This is a genomic window from Pelagibius sp. (genome assembly GCF_028289705.1).
Lineage (GTDB): Bacteria > Pseudomonadota > Alphaproteobacteria > Kiloniellales > Kiloniellaceae > Pelagibius.
This window is the reverse complement of record NZ_JANQOI010000175.1, coordinates 1-17,628: the sequence shown is the minus strand read 5'-3', so window position 1 is coordinate 17,628 and position 17,628 is coordinate 1. Positions and strand designations below refer to the sequence as shown.

Genomic DNA, 17,628 nt, shown 5'->3' with positions numbered 1-17,628 from the left:
CTGGGTGGCCGGGAGGGGGAGCGGGCCGGCGCCGCAACCTCAATGAAGGAGGCTTACCATGTCCGACATGCAGGAAGCCCTGGCCCGGGTGGCCGCCCGTTCGCCGATCCTCCTGGCCACGGCCAGCGACGAACAGCGCCGGCTGCGCGAGGAGCTGCTGGCCGCGGAAATCGCCCTCAAGGAGCAACGGGAGAGGGTGGCCGCGCTGCGCCGCCGTCTGCCCTTGGATACGGTCGTTGAGACCGACTATGTGTTCAAGGAAGGTCCCGCCGATCTCGCGCGCAACGACCCGGCCGAGATGGTCGAGACCAGGCTCAGCGACCTCTTCGCGCCGGGCCAGGACAGCCTGATCCTGATCCACTTCATGTTTGGCGCCGAAGCGGAGCGGCCCTGCCCGATGTGCACCATGTGGGCCGACGGCTACGACGCCGTGGCCGCGCACGTGGGCCAGCGGGCGAGCTTCGTCTTGGTCGCCAAGGCGGAGATCGCCAAGCTGCGCCGCTTCGCCGCCGAACGCGGCTGGACCCGGATCCGCCTGCTCTCCAGCCACGGGTCGCGCTTCAATGCAGACTTCGGGATGGAGGACGATTTCGGCCAGTGGCCCGGGGTCTCGGTGTTCCGCAAGGGCGACGACGGCCGCATCTGCCACTTCTACACCGCGTCGGCTCCCATCGGCGCGGACCTCTCCCGCGGCATCGACCTGATGTCGCCGGTCTGGCATCTCCTGGATCTTTTGCCCGAAGGCCGCGGCGACTGGTTCCCCAGCCTCCGCTACGACTGATCGCGCGTCTTCTTCCAACCGCTTCCCAGTGAGGGCGACCCCATCAGGGGAGGCGGGGTGCGGAAAGCGCGGCGCAGGGACAGCGATTGGTCCTCTGCGTCGGCGCCGGCGGCGGCAGGCGCGGGATTGGAGGCCACCTGCGCGGGCCTTTCCGATCGTGCCGCCAGTGGGAACGGCCAGGCTGGATTGGATCTCATGGAACTTTCCGGTCTCTAGAGAAGTGGGGCGAAGAGGACGAGGGCGGCGCCGAAACCGGCGGCCAGCACGGCGAGAAATGCCAGCCTGGCCAGCCAGCGGCGCAGGCGGCTGCCCCGGCCGAGGGGGCCGGGCCGGTGCTGCGTCAGCAGCGTCGGATCGAAGAGCATGGTCTGGGGGTGCCTTTCCTAGCTTTGTTCTTCCGGGCGTGCTTGCCCGGAACTCTCTCCCCCCAAGGTGTTCCCCCCAATCGACAGACCGTCTCCTTCGACCGCCTCGGCGGTCACCGCATAGCGCAGCGGCCCGCCGGGATCGACGGCGTCGAAGGGATAGCAGGTGACCAGTGTCAGAAGCGTCCGGCCGTTGCCGGGCCGCACCCGGATCTCCTGGCGCACGTCCAGAATGCTGTGGCCGCGGACCACGTAGTCCTGCCAGGCGCCCTTTCGGTCCTGCAGGCGAAAGCGTTTGCCCGCCTCGAGATGGCGCAGGAATGCGAAGTGGGTATCGCGGTGGCCGGAAACGATGCTGTGGTCCAGGGCGGCGGTGTCCTCCAGCGCTGTGGGGCCGAAGGCCAGGTTGCGGGCGCTGGTGCCGGAAAGCACGAAGAGGTCGATGCCCAGATCCGCGACCTCCAGGCGGGCGACCGGCCAGGTGTCGGCCCAAGGCCAGGGCCGCACCGGCGCGTCGCCGGCGAGTGTCGTGGCCCAGGCCTGGTCGAGCAGGCGCTGGGCCAGCCAGGCCTTGGCCTTGATCCACCCGGCCCCGCCGAGCTGCCAGAGGCCGAGGGCCAGTAGCAGCAGGGCGAGGCCGAGCAGGACCCGGTTCTGGACCGCGACGCTAGGCAAGCTTCGCCACCAGATTTTGCTCGAGGCGGCGCCGGCGGAACAGCACCAGCAACAGTAGGCCCAGGCCGAACAGCAGATAGGCGCCGCCGATGATCACCATGCGCTCCGCCGGCGTGGCGGTCTGCGGCAGCGTGACGGCCTGGTCCTGGAAGCCCTGCAGGGCAAACAGCGCCGGGGCGGAGGCAAGCGCGTGCCGGCGCAGCGCCGCGGACTGATCCTGGGACGCGCTGTCCCCGAAGACCTTGCCCGCGTCCCAGCCGGCCGGCAGATCGCGCGGGATCTCTTCGCTGCTCAGCGGCGCGTCGTCAGGCCGCGCCACCGCCTCGTCAATGGCCACCAGGCTGGTGTAGCGGGTGACCATCTGATGCTCCAGGGCGAGCGCCAGGGCATCCGCGCGGATGGCGGCAGGATCGACCGGAGTGTCGCCTGGTTGGTAGAGGCGGTCTTCGATGGCGGCCAGCTTGGCGCGGGCCCAGAGGCTCGCCGTGCCCGGCGCCTCGCTGAGGCCGTCCAGGCTGAGGCGCTGCTGCCAGGGCCCCTGCGGCCCGTCGCCGGTCACCAGCATCTGCCCCTCCAGCTCCGCCAGGGCCACGCCGCCGAGGCGGGCGGAGAAGGTCACCGGCTCGCCGGCATAGAGATCGGGCAGCGGGCTCGGATAGGTCTCCACCCGCTTGCCGGCGGCATTGGGCCAGCCGACACGGATGTCGGTCAGGGCCGGGTTCTCCAGCTTGGCGAAGAGCGCTTCCATGCGGGTCGCCACCTCGTCCAGCTTGCCGATGTGGGTGAAGCTGCCGCGCCCCAGCTCGGCGGCCTTGCGCATGAAGTAGCTGTTGGGGGCGGCGCCGATGCCCACGGTGAAGAGGCGGCGTTGCTCCAGGCGCTCGCCGACGATCCGGAACAGTGCCTCCTCGTTGCCCACCGCGCCGTCGGTGAGGAAGACGACCTGCTGCAGATGCTCGTCCGGTGCCCCGCCGGTGAGGGCGAGGTCCAGGGCCGGCGCCATCTCCGTGCCGCCGTCGGACTCCAGGGCGCTGACGTAGTGAAAGGCGCGGGCAACGTTGGCAACGCTGGCCTCCACCGGCCGGCGATAGAGCGCGTAGGTCACGCTGTTGAACTGGATCACGTTGAAGCGGTCCTCGGGGTTCAGCCGTTTGAGCGCCGCGATCACCGCCGCCTTGGCCTGGTCCAGGGACTCGCCGTGCATGGAGCCGGAGGTGTCGATGACGAAGACCAGCTCCCGCGGCCGGGGCGCGTCTGGCTCCGGCGCTTCGATCTCGTCGGACGAGGGCGGGACCATCATCACAAGCAGGTGGGCCTCGCCGCCGACCTCCTCGGCAAAGACCGCCGCTTGCGGGGCGGCGCTGGGGACCGGTGTCCACTCCAGGACGAAGTCGCGGTCTGCCGGCACCTGCCCGGCCTGCAAGGTGATTTCCTGCAGGCCCCCATCGCGGCTTTCGATCACCACGGCGTGGTGGAGGCTGCGCAGGGCCTGTAGTTCCACCCCGGCGTTCAGCAACACGGTGAGGGACAGCGGGTTGCGGGTCTCGCCGTCGGTGGCCACCGGGCCGAAGAGGTCGCGCGCTTCGTCCTGGCTGGGGCCGCTGACAACGGGCTGCAAAGGCGCGGGCGTCGGTCCCCCGGCAACCGGCGCCTCGTCGCGCGGCTCAGGCGCGGGGCTGTAGCGCGGCGCCACCACCATGGGAAAGCGCAGGGAGAAGACACCGTTTTCGTAGGCGGCGGCGTCCTGGTAGCCGATCTCCACGGCGATCTCCTCGCCGGGCCCGATGTTGGCGACGGCGGTGACGAAGACGTTGGGGCGCTCGCCGCTCACCAGACTGGCGCGTTGGCCGTTCTCGGCGGCGGCCTTGTAGGCCCGCTCCGCCTCGGCCCGCTCCAGGATGCGCCCTTGGACCTGCCGCTCGCCGACGGTCATGGTCAGGCGGTCGACGGCGGAGCGCTCGGGCAGCGGAAAGACGTAGACGCCCTCCAGCCAATGGATTGTCGGATTGCGGAAGACCTGGCGCAGCGTCACCCGGTTCACCATGCCGTTGACCGTCATGGTGACGTCGCTGCTGAGGGTCGGCGCTTCCAGGCCGCCCCCCTCCTTGCCGGCGTAGAAGTAGAGCCCGGCGGGCAGTCGGTCCTTCGTCGGGCCGGCGGCTTCGGCGCCGAGGGCCGTCGGCAGGCCCCGGGCGAAGATGGCCAGCAACAGCAGCGCCAGCGCCGTGCCGAGGGCGCCGCTCACCACCAGGACAGACCGCAGGCAGGCGCGGATCGTTTGCGGCGGGATCAGACTGGCCGGCCGGTAAGGCAGAATCTTGTGTCGCATCGCTCTCGTCCCCCAAGTCTCAATCGACCTCCATGGGACCGGGCGCGCCGGTTCCCTGAAGGTGGCCAGTGGGCCCGGGGACCGTGGCGAGAGCGGACCGAGATTGCGGCGATTCCGTGATCGCTTGTGGCCGAATAAGGCTGCCGGCGCTTCCATGGTGGGTCGGGGGGCGCCCTTGCCGATCCAGGGCGCAACCCTGCCCTGCGCCGCGGCCGTGCCCTTGCCGGTTGCCAGCCTGCCGCGCCGAGGACTAAGTTGCCCCTTGGTCCGTTGTCGTGGCGCGACCCGTCACCAAACTGGGAGAACACCGATGTCCGTGATCGCGGAGCGTTTGTCGCGTATCAAGCCCTCGCCGACCATTGCCGTCTCGACCAAGGCGCGCGAACTGAAAGACGCCGGCCGCGATGTCATCGGCCTGGGCGCCGGCGAACCGGACTTCGACACCCCGGACAACATCAAGGACGCCGCCATCACCGCGATCCGCGCCGGCGAGACCAAGTACACCGCCGTCGACGGCACCCCGGCGCTGAAGGAGGCCATCGTCGCTAAGTTCAAGCGCGAGAACGGGCTGGACTACGCGGCGGGGGAGATCACCGTCGGCACCGGCGGCAAGCAGGTGCTCTACAACGCCTTTCAGGCGACCCTCAACGCCGGCGACGAGGTGATCATCCCGGCGCCCTACTGGGTCTCCTATCCCGACATGGTGCTGCTGGCCGAGGGCGAGCCGGTCTTCGTTTCCTGCGGTGCCAACCAGAACTTCAAACTGCAGCCGGAGGCGCTGGAAGCGGCCATCACACCGAAGACCCGCTGGCTGGTCCTCAACAGCCCCTCCAACCCCACCGGCGCCGCCTATAGTTGCGAAGAGATGAAGGCGCTGACCGATGTGCTGATGCGCCACCCTCATGTCTGGGTGCTGACCGACGACATGTACGAGCACCTGGTCTACGACGACTTCGAGTTCACCACGCCGGCCCAGGTGGAGCCGGGCCTGAAGGACCGGACCCTGACCATGAACGGCGTTTCGAAAGCTTATGCGATGACCGGTTGGCGCATCGGTTATGCCGGCGGGCCGCAGTCCCTGATCAAGGCCATTGCCAAGGTGCAGTCCCAGTCGACCTCCAACCCCTCCTCGGTCAGCCAGGCCGCCGCCGTGGAGGCGCTGAACGGGACCCAGGACTTCATCGGCGAGCGGGCGGAGGTCTTCAGGCAGCGCCGCGATCTCGTGGTCTCCATGCTGAACGACTGCCCCGGGCTGCACTGCCACAAGCCGGAAGGCGCGTTCTACGTCTATCCCTCCTGCGCCGGCTGCATCGGCAAGACGACGCCCGAGGGCAAGGTGATCGAGACCGACGAGGACTTCGTCACCTATCTGCTGGAGTCGGTCGGCGTTGCCGCTGTGCACGGCGCGGCCTTCGGCCTCTCGCCCCACTTCCGGGTTTCCTATGCCACCTCGACCGAGGCGCTGGAAGAGGCCTGCAAGCGCATCAAGCAGGCCTGCGAGGCGCTGAGCGACTAGACGGCCCCGGGGGTCAGACCGGGCCGGACCGCGCCGCGATGTCCCTCGACGGGCTGCTGGACAGTCACGACGGGCTGGGCCTGGCGGCGCTGATCCGCAGTGGCGAGATTACCGCCCCGGAGCTGTTGGAGGCGGTGATCGCGCGTATCGAGGCGCGCAATCCCCGGGTCAACGCGGTGGTCCACAAGCTCTATGACCACGCGAAATCGGTCTTGGCGGTGCGGACTCCGAGCGGGCCTTTCGCCGGCCTGCCGTTCCTCCTGAAGGACCTCTATACCTTTCGCCGCGGCCTTCCCTGCGGCAACGGCAGCCGCTGGCTCGCCGACTACCGCGCCCCCTTCGACGACGCCATGGCGGCGCGCTGGGACGCCGCCGGCCTGGTCGTTGCCGGCAAGACCACCACCTCCGAGTTCGGCCTCAATGTCGTCACCGAAACCCGCGAGCACGGCGCCACCCGCAATCCCTGGAATCCGGAGCATTCGCCGGGCGGGTCCAGCGGCGGCGCCGCGGCGGCGGTGGCGGCGGGCATGGTGCCTTTGGCCCATGCCTCCGACGGTGGCGGCTCGATCCGCATTCCCGCCTCCTGCTGCGGGCTCTTCGGGCTGAAGCCGAGCCGCGGGCGCAATCTCACCAGCGATGCCTGGGCGGGGCTCACCGCCTTTCACGCGGTGACCCGTTCGGTGCGGGATTCGGCGGCGCTGCTCGATGCGATCTGCGGTCCGCCGGCCTATCACCCCTATGCGTTGCCCAAGCCGGAAACCCCTTTCCTGGAGGCAGTGGGGCGGGACCCCGGCCGGCTGCGCATCGCCTGGTCGGTGCGGCGGGCGGACGATGTGCCGCTGCACGAGGACTGCCGCACAGCGATCGAAGAGGCCGTCAGGCTGGCGGAAAAGCTGGGGCATGTCGTCGAGGAAGCCGATCCGCCGATCGACTATCCGCGGCTGCGCCAGTCGATGATTGCCATCGTCGCGGCGAACATGGCCGATGCCCTGATGGTCGGCAATCCGCTGCGCACCAAGGCCGCCCGCCGCGAAGAGGTGGAGACCATGAGCTGGCGCTTTGCCGAGGTCGGGGCGCGCCTGCCCGCGCCGCGCTATCTGCGCGCCCAGCACAACGTGCGTCTGATTGGCGACCGCCTCAACGCCTTCCTTCAGGACTACGACGTGCTGATGACCCCGACCATGGCGCAGCCGCCGCCGAAACTCGGGACCATCGATCCGATGCACGACGACTTCGATGGCTTCAACCGGGCGGTCCAGCCTTACGTTACCTACACCCAGCCCTTCAACATGTCGGGTCAGCCGGCGGCCTCCCTGCCGCTGCACTGGTCGGCGCAGGGTCTGCCCATCGGCGTGCAGATCGCCGCGGCGGTGGGCGAGGAAGCGCGCCTTTTCGCCCTGGCAGCCCAGTTCGAACAAGCTTGTCCGTGGTTTGACAGGAGGCCCCCGGGCTAAGCTGCCGTTTCGCGCGGTTTGGATCGAGCGCACGAGGAACGGCGATGTACAAACTCTACTGGGCCGAGAACACCGGCGCCTTCGCGCCGGAGGTGGCGATGGTTCTGGCCGGGGCGCCCTACGAAACGGTGCTTGTGGATTGGGACGCCAAGGAGCATTGGGGGGCCGAGTTCCGCAGGCTGAACCCTATGGGCCAGGTGCCGGTCCTGGTGCTGCCCGGCGGCCGGATCATGACCGAGTCGGCGGCGATGATGCAGCATCTGGCCGACAGCCATCCCGACTCCGGCCTGGCGCCGCCGCCCGGCAGCGTGGCGCGCGCCGAATTCGACCGCTGGCTGTTCTTCATGGCGGTGAACCTCTATGGCGCCGACCTGCGCTATTACTATCCCAAGCGCTTCACCGCCGAGGAGGCGGGGATCGCAGGCGTCAAGCAGGCGGCGGCGGACGAACTGGACCGGCTGTTCGCCCTCCTCGAGAAGCCGCTGAGCCCGGGCCCCTTCTTTGCCGGGGCGCAGGTCTCCGCCCTCGATCCCTATCTCCTGATGCTGACGGACTGGTATCCGCCGGTGCAGGACAGGCCGGCGGTCGCACGCCTGCGCCAGGCGCTGATGGAGATCCCGGCGGTCCAGGGCGTATGGGCCCGCTACCAGCCGGGCTGAACGCCGCCGGGGGAACCATGGAGGGGATGAGAAATGCGGGTTAAAGTCGCGTGGCGGGCATGGGGCCCTGCCGCCGGGCAATGAGAGGAGAGGGAAGATGAGTGATGTTTTCCAGACCCACGGGGCCTTCAGTTGGTGCGAACTACAGACCGACGACGACGAGAAGGCCAAGTCTTTCTACAGCGATGTCATCGGCTGGGAAACCGAAGCCATGGAGATGGCCGAAGGCGGGACTTACACCGTGCTGAAGGCCGGGGGCGAGCCGGTCGGCGGGATCCTGAAGCGGCCGCCGCAGATGGCCAACCTGCCGCAACGCTGGGCCAGCTACATCACCGTCGACGACGTGGATGACCGCGCCAAGAAGGCGGCGGACGCCGGGGCCCGGGTACTGGCCCCGCCCTTCGACATTCCCGGGGTCGGGCGCATTGCTACCCTGCAGGACCCTATGGGCGCGCTGATCAGCTTCATCACCTACGAAAAGAAGGACTGATCGAAGGGCGGCGGTGGCCGGGCAGGCTGCCCGGCCGCGGTCGGAATCCTACGCCGCGAGGCGCTGGTCGAGGCCGGTCTGCGGGTCCAGGCCCAGCATGAGGTTCATGTTCTGGACCGCCGCGCCGGAGGCGCCCTTGCCGAGGTTGTCCAGCACTGCCGCCAGCACCGCCTGGTCGCCCGCGGGGCTGCCGAAGACGTAAAGGCGCATGGTGTTGGTGCCGTTGAGGCCCTCGGGGTCCAGATCCTCCAGGCCTGCGCAGTCCTCCGCCGCGGCGACGCTGACGAAATCCTGGCCGGCATAGTGCTCCGCCAGGGTCGCGCGCAGGCGCGCCGGCTCCGGTTTGCCCGGCAGGGCCCAGAGCTGCAGGGGAACCTGCACCATCATGCCCTGGCGGTAGTTGCCGACGCTGGGCACGAAGAGCGGTGTGTGATCGAGCCCGCTGTGAACCCGCATCTCCGGCAGATGCTTGTGCTGCAGGCCGAGGGCATAGCTGCGCAGGGCCGCGGTGATGTGGTCCGGGTTGGAGGGGTCTTCGTAGCGTTCGATCAGCTTGCGCCCGCCGCCGCTATAGCCGGAGACGGCGTTGACCGTCACCGGGAAGTCGGCGGGAACCAGGCCCGCCGCCACCAGTGGGCGCAGCAGGGCGATGGCGCCGGTCGAATAGCAGCCGGGATTGCTGATGCGCTTGGCTTCCGTCACGGCCGCCGCCTGGGCGGCATCCATCTCCGGAAAGCCGTAAGTCCAGGCCGGGTCGGTGCGGTGGGCGGTGCTGGCGTCGATCACCTTGACGGCGGGGTTGTCGATCAAGGCGACAGCCTCCCGCGCCGCCTGATCGGGCAGGCAGAGGATGGCCAGGTCGGCCGCATTCAGGGCGCGGGCGCGGGCGGCGGGGTCCTTGCGCTCATGATCGGCGAGGCGGATCAGGCGCACGTCGGCACGCGCCTCGAGGCGCGCCCGGATCTGGAGCCCCGTGGTGCCGGCTTCGCCGTCGATGAATACCTCTGCCGTCATGTCACCCTCGCTTGCTGCCGCATGCCGCGGTCCGGCGACCGGCGCAATCCTTAGCGTGAAGTGGCGCAGCAGGCAAGGTCGGCCCCCCTTGCTGCCGCAGCGTAATGGGCAGGATGCCTGAGCACAGTCGCTTCGTTAACACTCTTCTGTTGGCTTTCAACCCCTTGATTTCCTTGGAAGGACCGGGAAGAGCGCCGGGACAACCGCGCGCTACCCCCTGATTTTTGTTGCCAGTGCGGTGCGATCTTTGAAACCATAGTGCCCATAAAGCGGTCGTTAAGATCCGATGCCCAACCACTGAGGTTCATTCACTCAAGGACAGTTCGCCCCAAGGCTCGCCATGGGGAAACTCATGGTCCAGTCCCCGGGGCGAAGGGGAGGAAACCATGACGTCAAGATCGGTAGCGGCGGCGCGATGCGCCGCACTCGTTGGACCCTATACCAGCGGCAAGACGACGCTGCTGGAAGCGCTGCTCATGCAGACCGGCGCGATTCACCGCAAGGGTTCCGTGGTCGACGGCAACAGCGTCGGCGATTCGGTGCCCGAGGCGCGGGCCCGGCAGATGACAACGGAGCCCAACTTCGCACACTGCGAATACCTGGGCGAACGCTGGTCCTTTATCGACTGTCCCGGCTCGATCGAGCTTTCCCAAGACACCCACACCGCCCTGATGGGCGTCGATGTCGCGATCATCGTGGCGCCGCCGGAACCGGAGCGCAGCCTGATCCTCGCGCCGATCTTCAAGTATCTCGACGACTATCAGATCCCGCACATCCTCTTCGTCAACAAGATGGACAAGGCGACCATCCGGGTGCGCGACCTTCTGGAATCGCTGCAGGGCGTCTGCGGCAAGCCGCTGGTGCTGCGCCAGGTCCCGATCCGTGACGACGAACAGGTCACCGGCTTTGTCGATCTGGTGAGCGAGCGGGCCTGGCGCTACAACATCAACAAGCAGTCCGAGCTGATCGAAATGCCGGACCAGGTGAAGGATCGCGAGCAGGAAGCCCGCCAGGAAATGCTGGAGTCTCTGGCGGACTTCGACGACAGCCTCCTGGAGCAGCTCCTGGAGGACAAGGTCCCACCGCCCGACGACATCTACGAACAGCTCAGCAAGGATCTGGCGGACGACCTGATCGTGCCGGTGCTGTTCGGTTCCGCCGAACAGGGGCACGGCATCACCCGCCTGCTGAAAGCGTTGCGCCACGAGGGGCCCGATCCCTCGGTCACCGCGCAGCGCCTGGGCGTGCCCGACGGCGATGGCCTGGCCGCCAGCGTCATCCGCTCGGTCCATCAGTCCCACACCGGCAAGCTGTCGATCGCGCGGGTCTGGCGCGGCGGCATCAAGGACGGCGACACCCTGGGCGACGAGCGGGTCTCCGGCCTCTACCGCCTCATGGGTGGCGACAACCAGAAGACCGAACAGGCTGAAGCGGGGGACCTTGTGGCCCTGGGCCGCATGGACTCGGTGGCAAGCGGCGATCTTCTGACCGAGGAGGGACGCAACCCGGATGCCGGCCTTCTGTGGCCGGAGACACCGGGCCCGGTCTTCTCGCTCGCCATCACGCCGCACAACCGCCAGGACGAAGTGAAGCTGACGGCTTCCATCGGCAAGCTGGTGGAGGAGGACCCCTCCCTGATCATGGAGCACAACGGCGACACCAATCAGATGCTGTTGCGCGGCCAGGGGGAGATCCACCTGAAGCTCGCCCTCGAGCGGCTGAAGAACCGCTACAACGTGGAGGTCGACTCGACGCGGCCGCAGACGGCCTACAAGGAAACCATTCGCAAATCGACCAAACAGCATTCGCGCTTCAAACGCCAGACCGGCGGTCACGGTCAGTTCGGGGACGTTCATGTCGAGATCCGCCCGCTGCCCCGCGGCCAGGGCTTCGAGTTCATCGACAAGGTGGTGGGCGGTTCGGTGCCGCGCCAGTACATCGGCGCGGTCGAACACGGGACCAAGGAGTATCTCGACCGCGGTCCCCTCGGGTTCCCGGTGGTCGATGTCTCGGTGACCCTCTACGACGGGCAGCACCACTCCGTCGATTCCTCGGACCAGGCTTTCAAGACCGTCGGCCGCATGGCCATGGCCGAGGGCATGCCCAACTGCGAACCGGTGCTGCTGGAGCCGATCTACGAGGTCACGATCTCGGTGCCCAACGAGTTCACCAACAAGGTCCACTCGCTGGTCAGCGGCCGTCGCGGCCAGATTCTGGGCTTCGAGATGCGGGCCGGCTGGAAGGGCTGGGACGATCTGAAGTGCCATTTGCCGGAGGCCGAGTTGCAGGATCTGATCATCGAACTGCGCTCGCTCACCGTCGGTGTCGGCAGCTTCGAGTGGAGGTTCGACCACCTGCAGGAGCTGACCGGCCGGCTGGCCGATCAGGTGATTTCGCAGCGGCAGACCGCGGACTCGTAAGGTACTGATCTGACGGAGATTTTCTGTTGGGGGAGAGAGGCGCGCGCCCTAGGGCGGGCGCCTCTCGTCGATGCCATCATGTTTCTGGAATAATTCCAAAAAACCTTGTAACTGACGAGAAAAATACTATATTTCAAGTCAACAAAGAGTGAGACCGCCGAAGGCGGTTTGATGGAGAGAAGGAAGTGACAATGCAGATCAACACGGGCATTCCGGCCGAGGACCGCAAGACCATTGCCGACGGCCTTTCGCACCTGCTGGCAGACACCTACAGCCTCTATCTGAAGACCCACGGCTTCCATTGGAATGTCACTGGTCCGATGTTCCAGACGCTGCACACCATGTTCGAAGAGGAATACACCGAGCTCTGGACCGCGCTGGACGAGGTGGCCGAGCGCATCCGTGCGCTGGGCGAACCGGCCCCCAGCAGCTACGCCGCCTTCGCCAAGCTGACCTCCATCGAGGAGGAGCCGGGCGTGCCCGAGGCCAAGGACATGATCCGCCAGCTTGTCGCCGGCCACGAGGCCCTGGCGAAAACCGCCCGCTCCGTGTTTCCGGCCGCCGAGGCGGGCCAGGACGAGGTGACCGCCGACCTCCTGACCCAGCGGATGACGGTGCACGAGAAGACCGCCTGGATGTTGAGGTCCCTGCTCGACTGACTTGTGCTGCCGGGGTTCGCTCCGCGGCAGCGAAAGAGGATCAGGCCGGCATCGCCAGAGGCGCGATGTCGGCCTCTCTTTCGGGGGCCGGCAGGTTGAAGCTGACCGTCGTGCCCTTGCCGGGCTGGCTTTCCAGGGAAAGGCCGCCGCCGTGCATCTCGACCAGGGACTTGGCGATGGTCAGGCCGAGGCCCGTACCGCCGAAGCGCCGCGCATAGCTCGATTCGACCTGACCGAAGGGCGACAGCACCTTCTCGATGTCCGCGGCCTCGATGCCGATGCCGGTATCGCTGGTGGTGAACACCAACTCGTCGGCATCGTTACCGCTGACCGAAAGGCGTACACGGCCCCCGGCCGGGGTGAACTTGATGCCATTGGACAGCAGGTTGAGCAGCACCTGCTTGATGCGGCGCTCGTCGCCGAAGGCGACCGGCAAGCCGTCGGCCACTTCGGCATCGAGGCTCACGCCCTCAGCCAGAGCCTGGTTTTCCACTTGTTTGATGCAGGCCCGCACGAGGTCATGCGGATCGAAGACGGCGGTCTTGAGCTCCAGCGCTCCGGACTCGACCTTCGACATGTCCAGCACGTCGTCGACGATGTTCAGGAGCAGACGGCCGGATGACCAGATGCTGTCGGCGTAGTCCCGCGTGGTCGCCTCGCCCTTGACGCTCGGCAATTGTGCCTTGAGGATTTCCGAGAAGCCGAGGATGGCGTTGAGCGGGGTGCGCAGCTCGTGACTCATGGTGGCCAGGAACTCGGACTTCATGCGGTTGGCTTCCTCGGCCCGCGCTGCCGCCCGCGCCAGTTCCAGGTTTTGGCGGTGGTGGCGATGGCTGCGCTTCTCGCTGCGCCAGACCGTGAGAATCAAGAGCAGGTAGAGCAAGAGGAAGGTGCCGCCGACCACGGCCTCCAGAACGTACTGGCGCTGACGCACGGCGGTCAGCAGGTCGGTGACGTCGTAGTAGACCTCCAGCACGCCCTCGATGGCGCCGGAGGCGCTGGTGATGGGGACGTAGCTCGACAGCACGTCGCGGTTCTCCACCACCTGCTCGAAAGCGCTGAACCTCTCGCGGTAGGTCAGTTCGCTGGCCGCCGAACCGATGCGCGCGGCGAGGAAGCCCTCGTAGCCGCTCTTGTCTTCGCCGATCTGCTGCGGATCGGTGGAAAAGACCGTGAGCCCGTTGAGATCGTAGATCTTGATCTTGAGGATCGAGAGATTGCGCATTTTCGTCAGGACGCTCTTCCGGATCGCCAAGGTTTCCGGGTGGGCCCGGATCGCGTCCGCGGTGAGAAAATGCGCCGTCGTCAGAAAGCCGGCGTGGCTGTCCCAGACCACATTGGAGAAGACCCGCGCCACCGCGGAGTTGCTGCGCTCCGCCATGTCGTTGAGGTCGTCGGCCGCGATTTCCTTGTAGAGCGCCATCAGCAGAACGCCCGCGGCGACCACCACAAACCCCGCAAAAAGGGCAAATTGCCTGGTCAGGGGGTGGGACTGCTCCGCCGTTGCGGTCTGTGACATGTCGACTTCGGGGCCGGGCTCAAGTGCGAATCGTTGCTCAGGTCTTAACCAATGAGCATCTGCTAAATATCAAGAAGCACTTTACAATTGATTAAGGAAACTGCTCAGAACTCTCATCCAGGTTGCATAGAGCCGGGTGCTACGTCGCGCCTGTGGGTTGCCGCTCCTCGCATTTTGTTGACTTGTCGTCTGCTATCCTGCGGGCTAACTCCAAGAGCCAGGGATCTGAACCCGGGAGCGAGCCTCACATGCTGATTCGCATCAAGCGCGGATGGGAACTGCCGGAATCCGCGGCGACCCCTGAATCCGTCTATCTTGGCCGCCGCCAGCTCTTGAAGGCGGCTGCGGCCGGCCCCTTGCTGCTGGGCACGGGAAGCCTGCTGGCGGGTTGCGACGAGGGCCCCAGCCAGGTGGCGCAAGCCTCGGAGAACGTCGGGGAGGCCGATCCCTCGGCAGGCCTCTATCCGGTGGAGCGCAATCCCCGCTATACCCTGGACCGGCCGGTGACCGAGGAGAAGCTCGCCACCACCTACAACAACTACTATGAGTTCGGTTCCTCCAAGAACATCTGGCAGAAGGCGCAGGCCCTGCCCCTGCGCCCCTGGACCGTGACCCTCGACGGCATGGTCGAAGAGCCGATGCAGATCGGCATCGACGAGCTGCTGGCCAAGATGCCGCTGGAGGAGCGCCTCTACCGGCACCGCTGCGTGGAGGCCTGGTCCATGGCGGTGCCCTACAGCGGCTTTCCGATGAAGGCCCTGGTCGATCTGGCAAGGCCGCTGTCCTCGGCACGCTATGTGCGCATGGAAACCTTCCTCAACCGCGAGGTGGCCTCGGGCCAGAACGCGGCCTGGTACCCCTGGCCCTATATCGAGGGGCTGACCATCGCCGAGGCGACCCACGAACTGGCCTTCATCGCCACCGGGCTCTACGGCAAGCCGATCCCCAAGCAGAACGGGGCGCCGCTGCGCCTTGCCGTGCCCTGGAAGTACGGCTTCAAGCACTTAAAGGGCATCGTGCGTTTCGAGTTCACCGACAAGCGCCCGGTGTCCTTCTGGGAGGAGATCCAGGGCGGCGAATACGGCTTCTGGGCCAACGTGAACCCGGAGGTTTCCCATCCGCGCTGGAGCCAGGCAACCGAGCGGGTGCTGGGCGTCGACGAGCGGGTGCCGACCCTGCTCTACAACGGCTATGGGGAATTCGTCGCCGACCTCTACAAGGACATGGACCCGGTGAAAGACCGCCTGTTCATGTAGGTCTGCGCTGCGGCGCTTTCCTCAGCCGCCTTCCAGAATCACGTCGGCGGCCTTCTCGGCGATCATGTAGACCGATGTGACGATGAAAAACCCGGGAATGCGCGGGAAGATCGAGGCGTCGACCACGCGCAGGTTTTCCACGCCATAGACCCGGAACCGGCTGTCCACCACACCATCCTCTGCCTCGGGCATCATGGCGCAGGTGCCGCAGGCGTGGTGTCCCCAGGCGGTATCGCGGATGTAGGCCTTCAGGTCGTCGTCTGTGACCAGATGGCGCCCCGGCGCCTCTTCCTCGTCCACCAGGTCGCCGATGCCGTCGATCACCCGGCGCACGAAACGCAGGCCCGTCACCACCGCGTCGAGATCGTCGCCGCTCGCGTCGCTGCCTTCCTCGAAGTAGCGAAAGCATATTTCGGGCCGATCGAGGGCGTTGTTCGATTTCAGCCGCACCGCTCCCGCCCGGTTGCGGGTATGGGCCTTGAGGACGATCCAGGACATGTAGTCGAGCTTCGGGATGCGCTTGGAGTAACCGGGGTAGTAGCCGCGGAAGTCGGCGAGCAGCCCCAGACAGAAGAGGTCGGGCCGCTGGCGGTCCGACTTCGAGCGCAGGATCACCGAGGTCATAGCGCCGTTGCTGATGTAGAGGCCGCGGCGAAACCGCTGCCAGAGGCGGTGGTGTTTGTCGCCGGCTTCGAAGCGGGCGCCACGCATGGCCGCCCAGGGCCGCTTCATCCGGTTGACCACGCCGACCTCGTAGCGGTCCTGCAGGTTCTTGCCGACGCCAGGCAGATGCCAGACCAGCGGAATCTCGTTCTCGGCCAGGTGTTCGGCATCGCCGATGCCCGACAGCATCAGCAGTTGCGGGGTGTTGAAGACACCGCCGGCCAGGATCACCTCCTTGCGGGCGCGGACCAGCACCTCCGAAGGCTCCGATGTTCCGACAGATTCGGATTGTGCCGCCGCGCGGTAGAGCCCGCGGCCATGGCGATAGACGACCCCAGTTGCTCTGCGGCCCTCGCAGACAACCCGGCTGACCAGCGCATGGGTGCGGATGGTCAGGGCCTCGGGGTGGCGGTCGCGAACCTCCAGCAGGCGCTCGCGCGGCCCGGCCCTGGTGTGGCGGCGCGTCGACATCGGCGCGAGGCGCAGGCCGAAGGCGCGCTCGTCCACCAAGCGCTCGTCGTTAGGGTCGCTCTGGCCGGTCACCAGCCAGCGCCAGCGCAAGGTCGCGTCGGGCAGCCAGCGTAGGGCCGCCTTGGCGGCGCCGAGGATCGCCCGGCGCATGAACCAGTCCCTGAGAATGCGCAGGGGCACCGCCTTGTCGGTGGTCATCCAGCCATCCCAGCCGTGCCCGGTCGGGTTCCAGCCGGTGAGCTTGGCGACCCAGCGATAGAGGAACAGCCGGTGGCGGCAGCGTTCGATGCGCCGCCAGTAGCGGTTCATCCGCGAGGCCTTCCAGGAGGGATCGCCCATCGTCTCGGCGATGTGGTTCCAGTCCGCGTTGTGGGGGCGCACGATGATCATCGCGTGATGGGCGGCACAGCCGCCCAGGGCGCTACAACGCGGATAGAGCACGCCGTCGACCTCTTCGCCGTCGTAGACCTTCCGGTACTTCCAATCACGCGCGCGGGCCTCCGGGTCGTCGTAGTGCTTTACCCAGAAGTCCCACCTCATGCCCGGGTGTTCGGAGGCGAAGGGATGAAAGGCGGGCACCGCCACGTCGTCAGCCAGGGGCCGCTCGCCAGCGGCAGTCGCATCCGCTTCTGCTTCCAGGGGATCGTCCCCGGCCTCTAGCAGCAGCACCTCGCGGCCCGCCTCGGCCAGACGCGCCGCCAGCACGGCCCCGGCGGCACCGGCGCCGACGATGATGTAGTCGAAGGTCCCGCCGTCTTCCATTGGCGCTCAGAAGCGCTTGAGGAAGGCGATCAATGCCTCCTTGTCGTCATCCGACAGTCCCGCGCCGAAGGTGTGGCCGCGGTTGACGACGAAGTCGGGACACTTGCTGAGACCCACCAGCGTGTCGACGAGGCCGTTGTCGGCGACGATCCGTTCGGCCCGGGCCTGCGCGCCGGGGCTCTCAAGCTCCGCATCGGAGCACTGGCCGCCCAGTTGCTTGAAGGTCCTCAGCAGCGTCGGCCCCGCCTTGGCCAGGCGCCAGAGATGGCGCATGCCGGCCGGTTCGTCATTGTCCGGCAGCACCTCCACGTTGGTGAGCGCGTTGATGGGAAAGCCCCCGGGCAGCGGCCCCAGGGCCACCGAGCCGTCTTCTTCGAAAACCCAGTCGGCCAGCCAGTGGAAGAGGCGGGGGTTGTCGCGAATGAAGCTCGGCAGATAGCCGCTGGGGACCTTGACGCAGGCGGCCGCCGTGATGCGGTAGATGTAGCCGGGCACCGGCAGCTCGGTCAGGCTGTCCTTACGCCGCAGTTCCGGCCAGAGCATCTTGCGGATGGACTGGTCGAACTGGCGCATGCGGTTTTCCACGCAAGGCAGG

Annotated in this window: 14 protein-coding genes and 1 pseudogene; 8 read left to right on the top strand and 7 right to left on the bottom strand. The window is 67.2% G+C overall.

The window, feature by feature from the left end; all coding sequences use genetic code 11:
- The first annotated feature begins 58 nt into the window (after nucleotides 1-58).
- Complete coding sequence (locus Q0996_RS21720; protein WP_299624923.1) at nucleotides 59-781, top strand: DUF899 family protein; 723 nt, start codon at nucleotides 59-61, stop codon at nucleotides 779-781.
- 212 nt (nucleotides 782-993) lie between these two features.
- On the opposite strand, the gene Q0996_RS21715 is transcribed toward Q0996_RS21720, so the two are convergent.
- The 3 genes from Q0996_RS21715 to Q0996_RS21705 are packed head-to-tail and all read right to left on the bottom strand — an operon-like array spanning nucleotide 994 to nucleotide 4,150.
- A complete protein-coding gene (locus Q0996_RS21715) occupies nucleotides 994-1,146 on the bottom strand; it encodes a hypothetical protein (protein WP_299624920.1) in 153 nt (50 codons plus the stop codon).
- Nucleotides 1,147-1,164: 18 nt separating this feature from the next.
- A complete protein-coding gene (locus Q0996_RS21710; RefSeq protein WP_299624917.1) occupies nucleotides 1,165-1,821 on the bottom strand; it encodes a class GN sortase in 657 nt (218 codons plus the stop codon).
- Nucleotides 1,814-4,150 carry a marine proteobacterial sortase target protein gene (locus tag Q0996_RS21705; protein ID WP_299624914.1) on the bottom strand — a complete coding sequence of 779 codons (2,337 nt, stop codon included), beginning with the start codon at nucleotides 4,148-4,150 and terminating at the stop codon, nucleotides 1,814-1,816. The genes Q0996_RS21710 and Q0996_RS21705 overlap by 8 nt, the downstream gene beginning before the upstream one ends.
- Nucleotides 4,151-4,460: 310 nt before the next feature.
- Here Q0996_RS21705 and Q0996_RS21700 point away from each other — a divergent pair, with 310 nt between their 5' ends.
- The 4 genes from Q0996_RS21700 to Q0996_RS21685 all read left to right on the top strand — a co-directional run bounded on the left by Q0996_RS21700 (nucleotide 4,461) and on the right by Q0996_RS21685 (nucleotide 8,269).
- The gene (locus Q0996_RS21700; protein WP_299624911.1) at nucleotides 4,461-5,666 is read left to right on the top strand and encodes an aspartate transaminase; all 1,206 of its coding nucleotides are present in this window, start codon (nucleotides 4,461-4,463) and stop codon (nucleotides 5,664-5,666) included.
- A 38-nt stretch (nucleotides 5,667-5,704) separates the two neighbouring features.
- A complete protein-coding gene (locus tag Q0996_RS21695) occupies nucleotides 5,705-7,120 on the top strand; it encodes an amidase (protein ID WP_299624908.1) in 1,416 nt (471 codons plus the stop codon).
- Nucleotides 7,121-7,164: 44 nt separating this feature from the next.
- Complete coding sequence (locus Q0996_RS21690; RefSeq protein ID WP_299624905.1) at nucleotides 7,165-7,779, top strand: glutathione S-transferase family protein; 615 nt, start codon at nucleotides 7,165-7,167, stop codon at nucleotides 7,777-7,779.
- Between the two features lie 97 nt (nucleotides 7,780-7,876).
- The gene (locus Q0996_RS21685; protein ID WP_299624902.1) at nucleotides 7,877-8,269 is read left to right on the top strand and encodes a VOC family protein; all 393 of its coding nucleotides are present in this window, start codon (nucleotides 7,877-7,879) and stop codon (nucleotides 8,267-8,269) included.
- Between the two features lie 48 nt (nucleotides 8,270-8,317).
- Here Q0996_RS21685 and argC read toward each other — a convergent pair whose 3' ends face one another.
- The gene (gene argC, locus Q0996_RS21680) at nucleotides 8,318-9,283 is read right to left on the bottom strand and encodes an N-acetyl-gamma-glutamyl-phosphate reductase (RefSeq protein WP_299624899.1); all 966 of its coding nucleotides are present in this window, start codon (nucleotides 9,281-9,283) and stop codon (nucleotides 8,318-8,320) included.
- Nucleotides 9,284-9,669: 386 nt separating this feature from the next.
- On the opposite strand from argC, the gene Q0996_RS21675 reads away from it, so the two are divergent.
- The gene (locus Q0996_RS21675; RefSeq protein WP_299624896.1) at nucleotides 9,670-11,703 is read left to right on the top strand and encodes an elongation factor G; all 2,034 of its coding nucleotides are present in this window, start codon (nucleotides 9,670-9,672) and stop codon (nucleotides 11,701-11,703) included.
- A gap of 191 nt (nucleotides 11,704-11,894) precedes the next feature.
- The gene (locus Q0996_RS21670; RefSeq protein ID WP_299624893.1) at nucleotides 11,895-12,362 is read left to right on the top strand and encodes a Dps family protein; all 468 of its coding nucleotides are present in this window, start codon (nucleotides 11,895-11,897) and stop codon (nucleotides 12,360-12,362) included.
- A gap of 40 nt (nucleotides 12,363-12,402) precedes the next feature.
- Here the strand turns inward: Q0996_RS21670 and Q0996_RS21665 are convergent, their stop codons facing one another.
- Complete coding sequence (locus tag Q0996_RS21665) at nucleotides 12,403-13,881, bottom strand: sensor histidine kinase KdpD (RefSeq protein ID WP_299624890.1); 1,479 nt, start codon at nucleotides 13,879-13,881, stop codon at nucleotides 12,403-12,405.
- A 248-nt stretch (nucleotides 13,882-14,129) separates the two neighbouring features.
- Here Q0996_RS21665 and msrP point away from each other — a divergent pair, with 248 nt between their 5' ends.
- Nucleotides 14,130-15,137, top strand: coding sequence for a protein-methionine-sulfoxide reductase catalytic subunit MsrP (gene msrP, locus Q0996_RS21660; RefSeq protein ID WP_299624887.1), 1,008 nt, complete (start codon nucleotides 14,130-14,132; stop codon nucleotides 15,135-15,137).
- A gap of 21 nt (nucleotides 15,138-15,158) precedes the next feature.
- Here msrP and Q0996_RS21655 read toward each other — a convergent pair whose 3' ends face one another.
- Both Q0996_RS21655 and Q0996_RS21650 read right to left on the bottom strand, forming a co-directional pair.
- On the bottom strand, nucleotides 15,159-17,033 hold the full coding sequence (locus Q0996_RS21655) for a GMC family oxidoreductase (RefSeq protein WP_299624884.1): 1,875 nt from the start codon (nucleotides 17,031-17,033) through the stop codon (nucleotides 15,159-15,161).
- A gap of 6 nt (nucleotides 17,034-17,039) precedes the next feature.
- Nucleotides 17,040-17,628 (bottom strand): annotated as a pseudogene (locus Q0996_RS21650) (hypothetical protein); the annotation flags it as partial.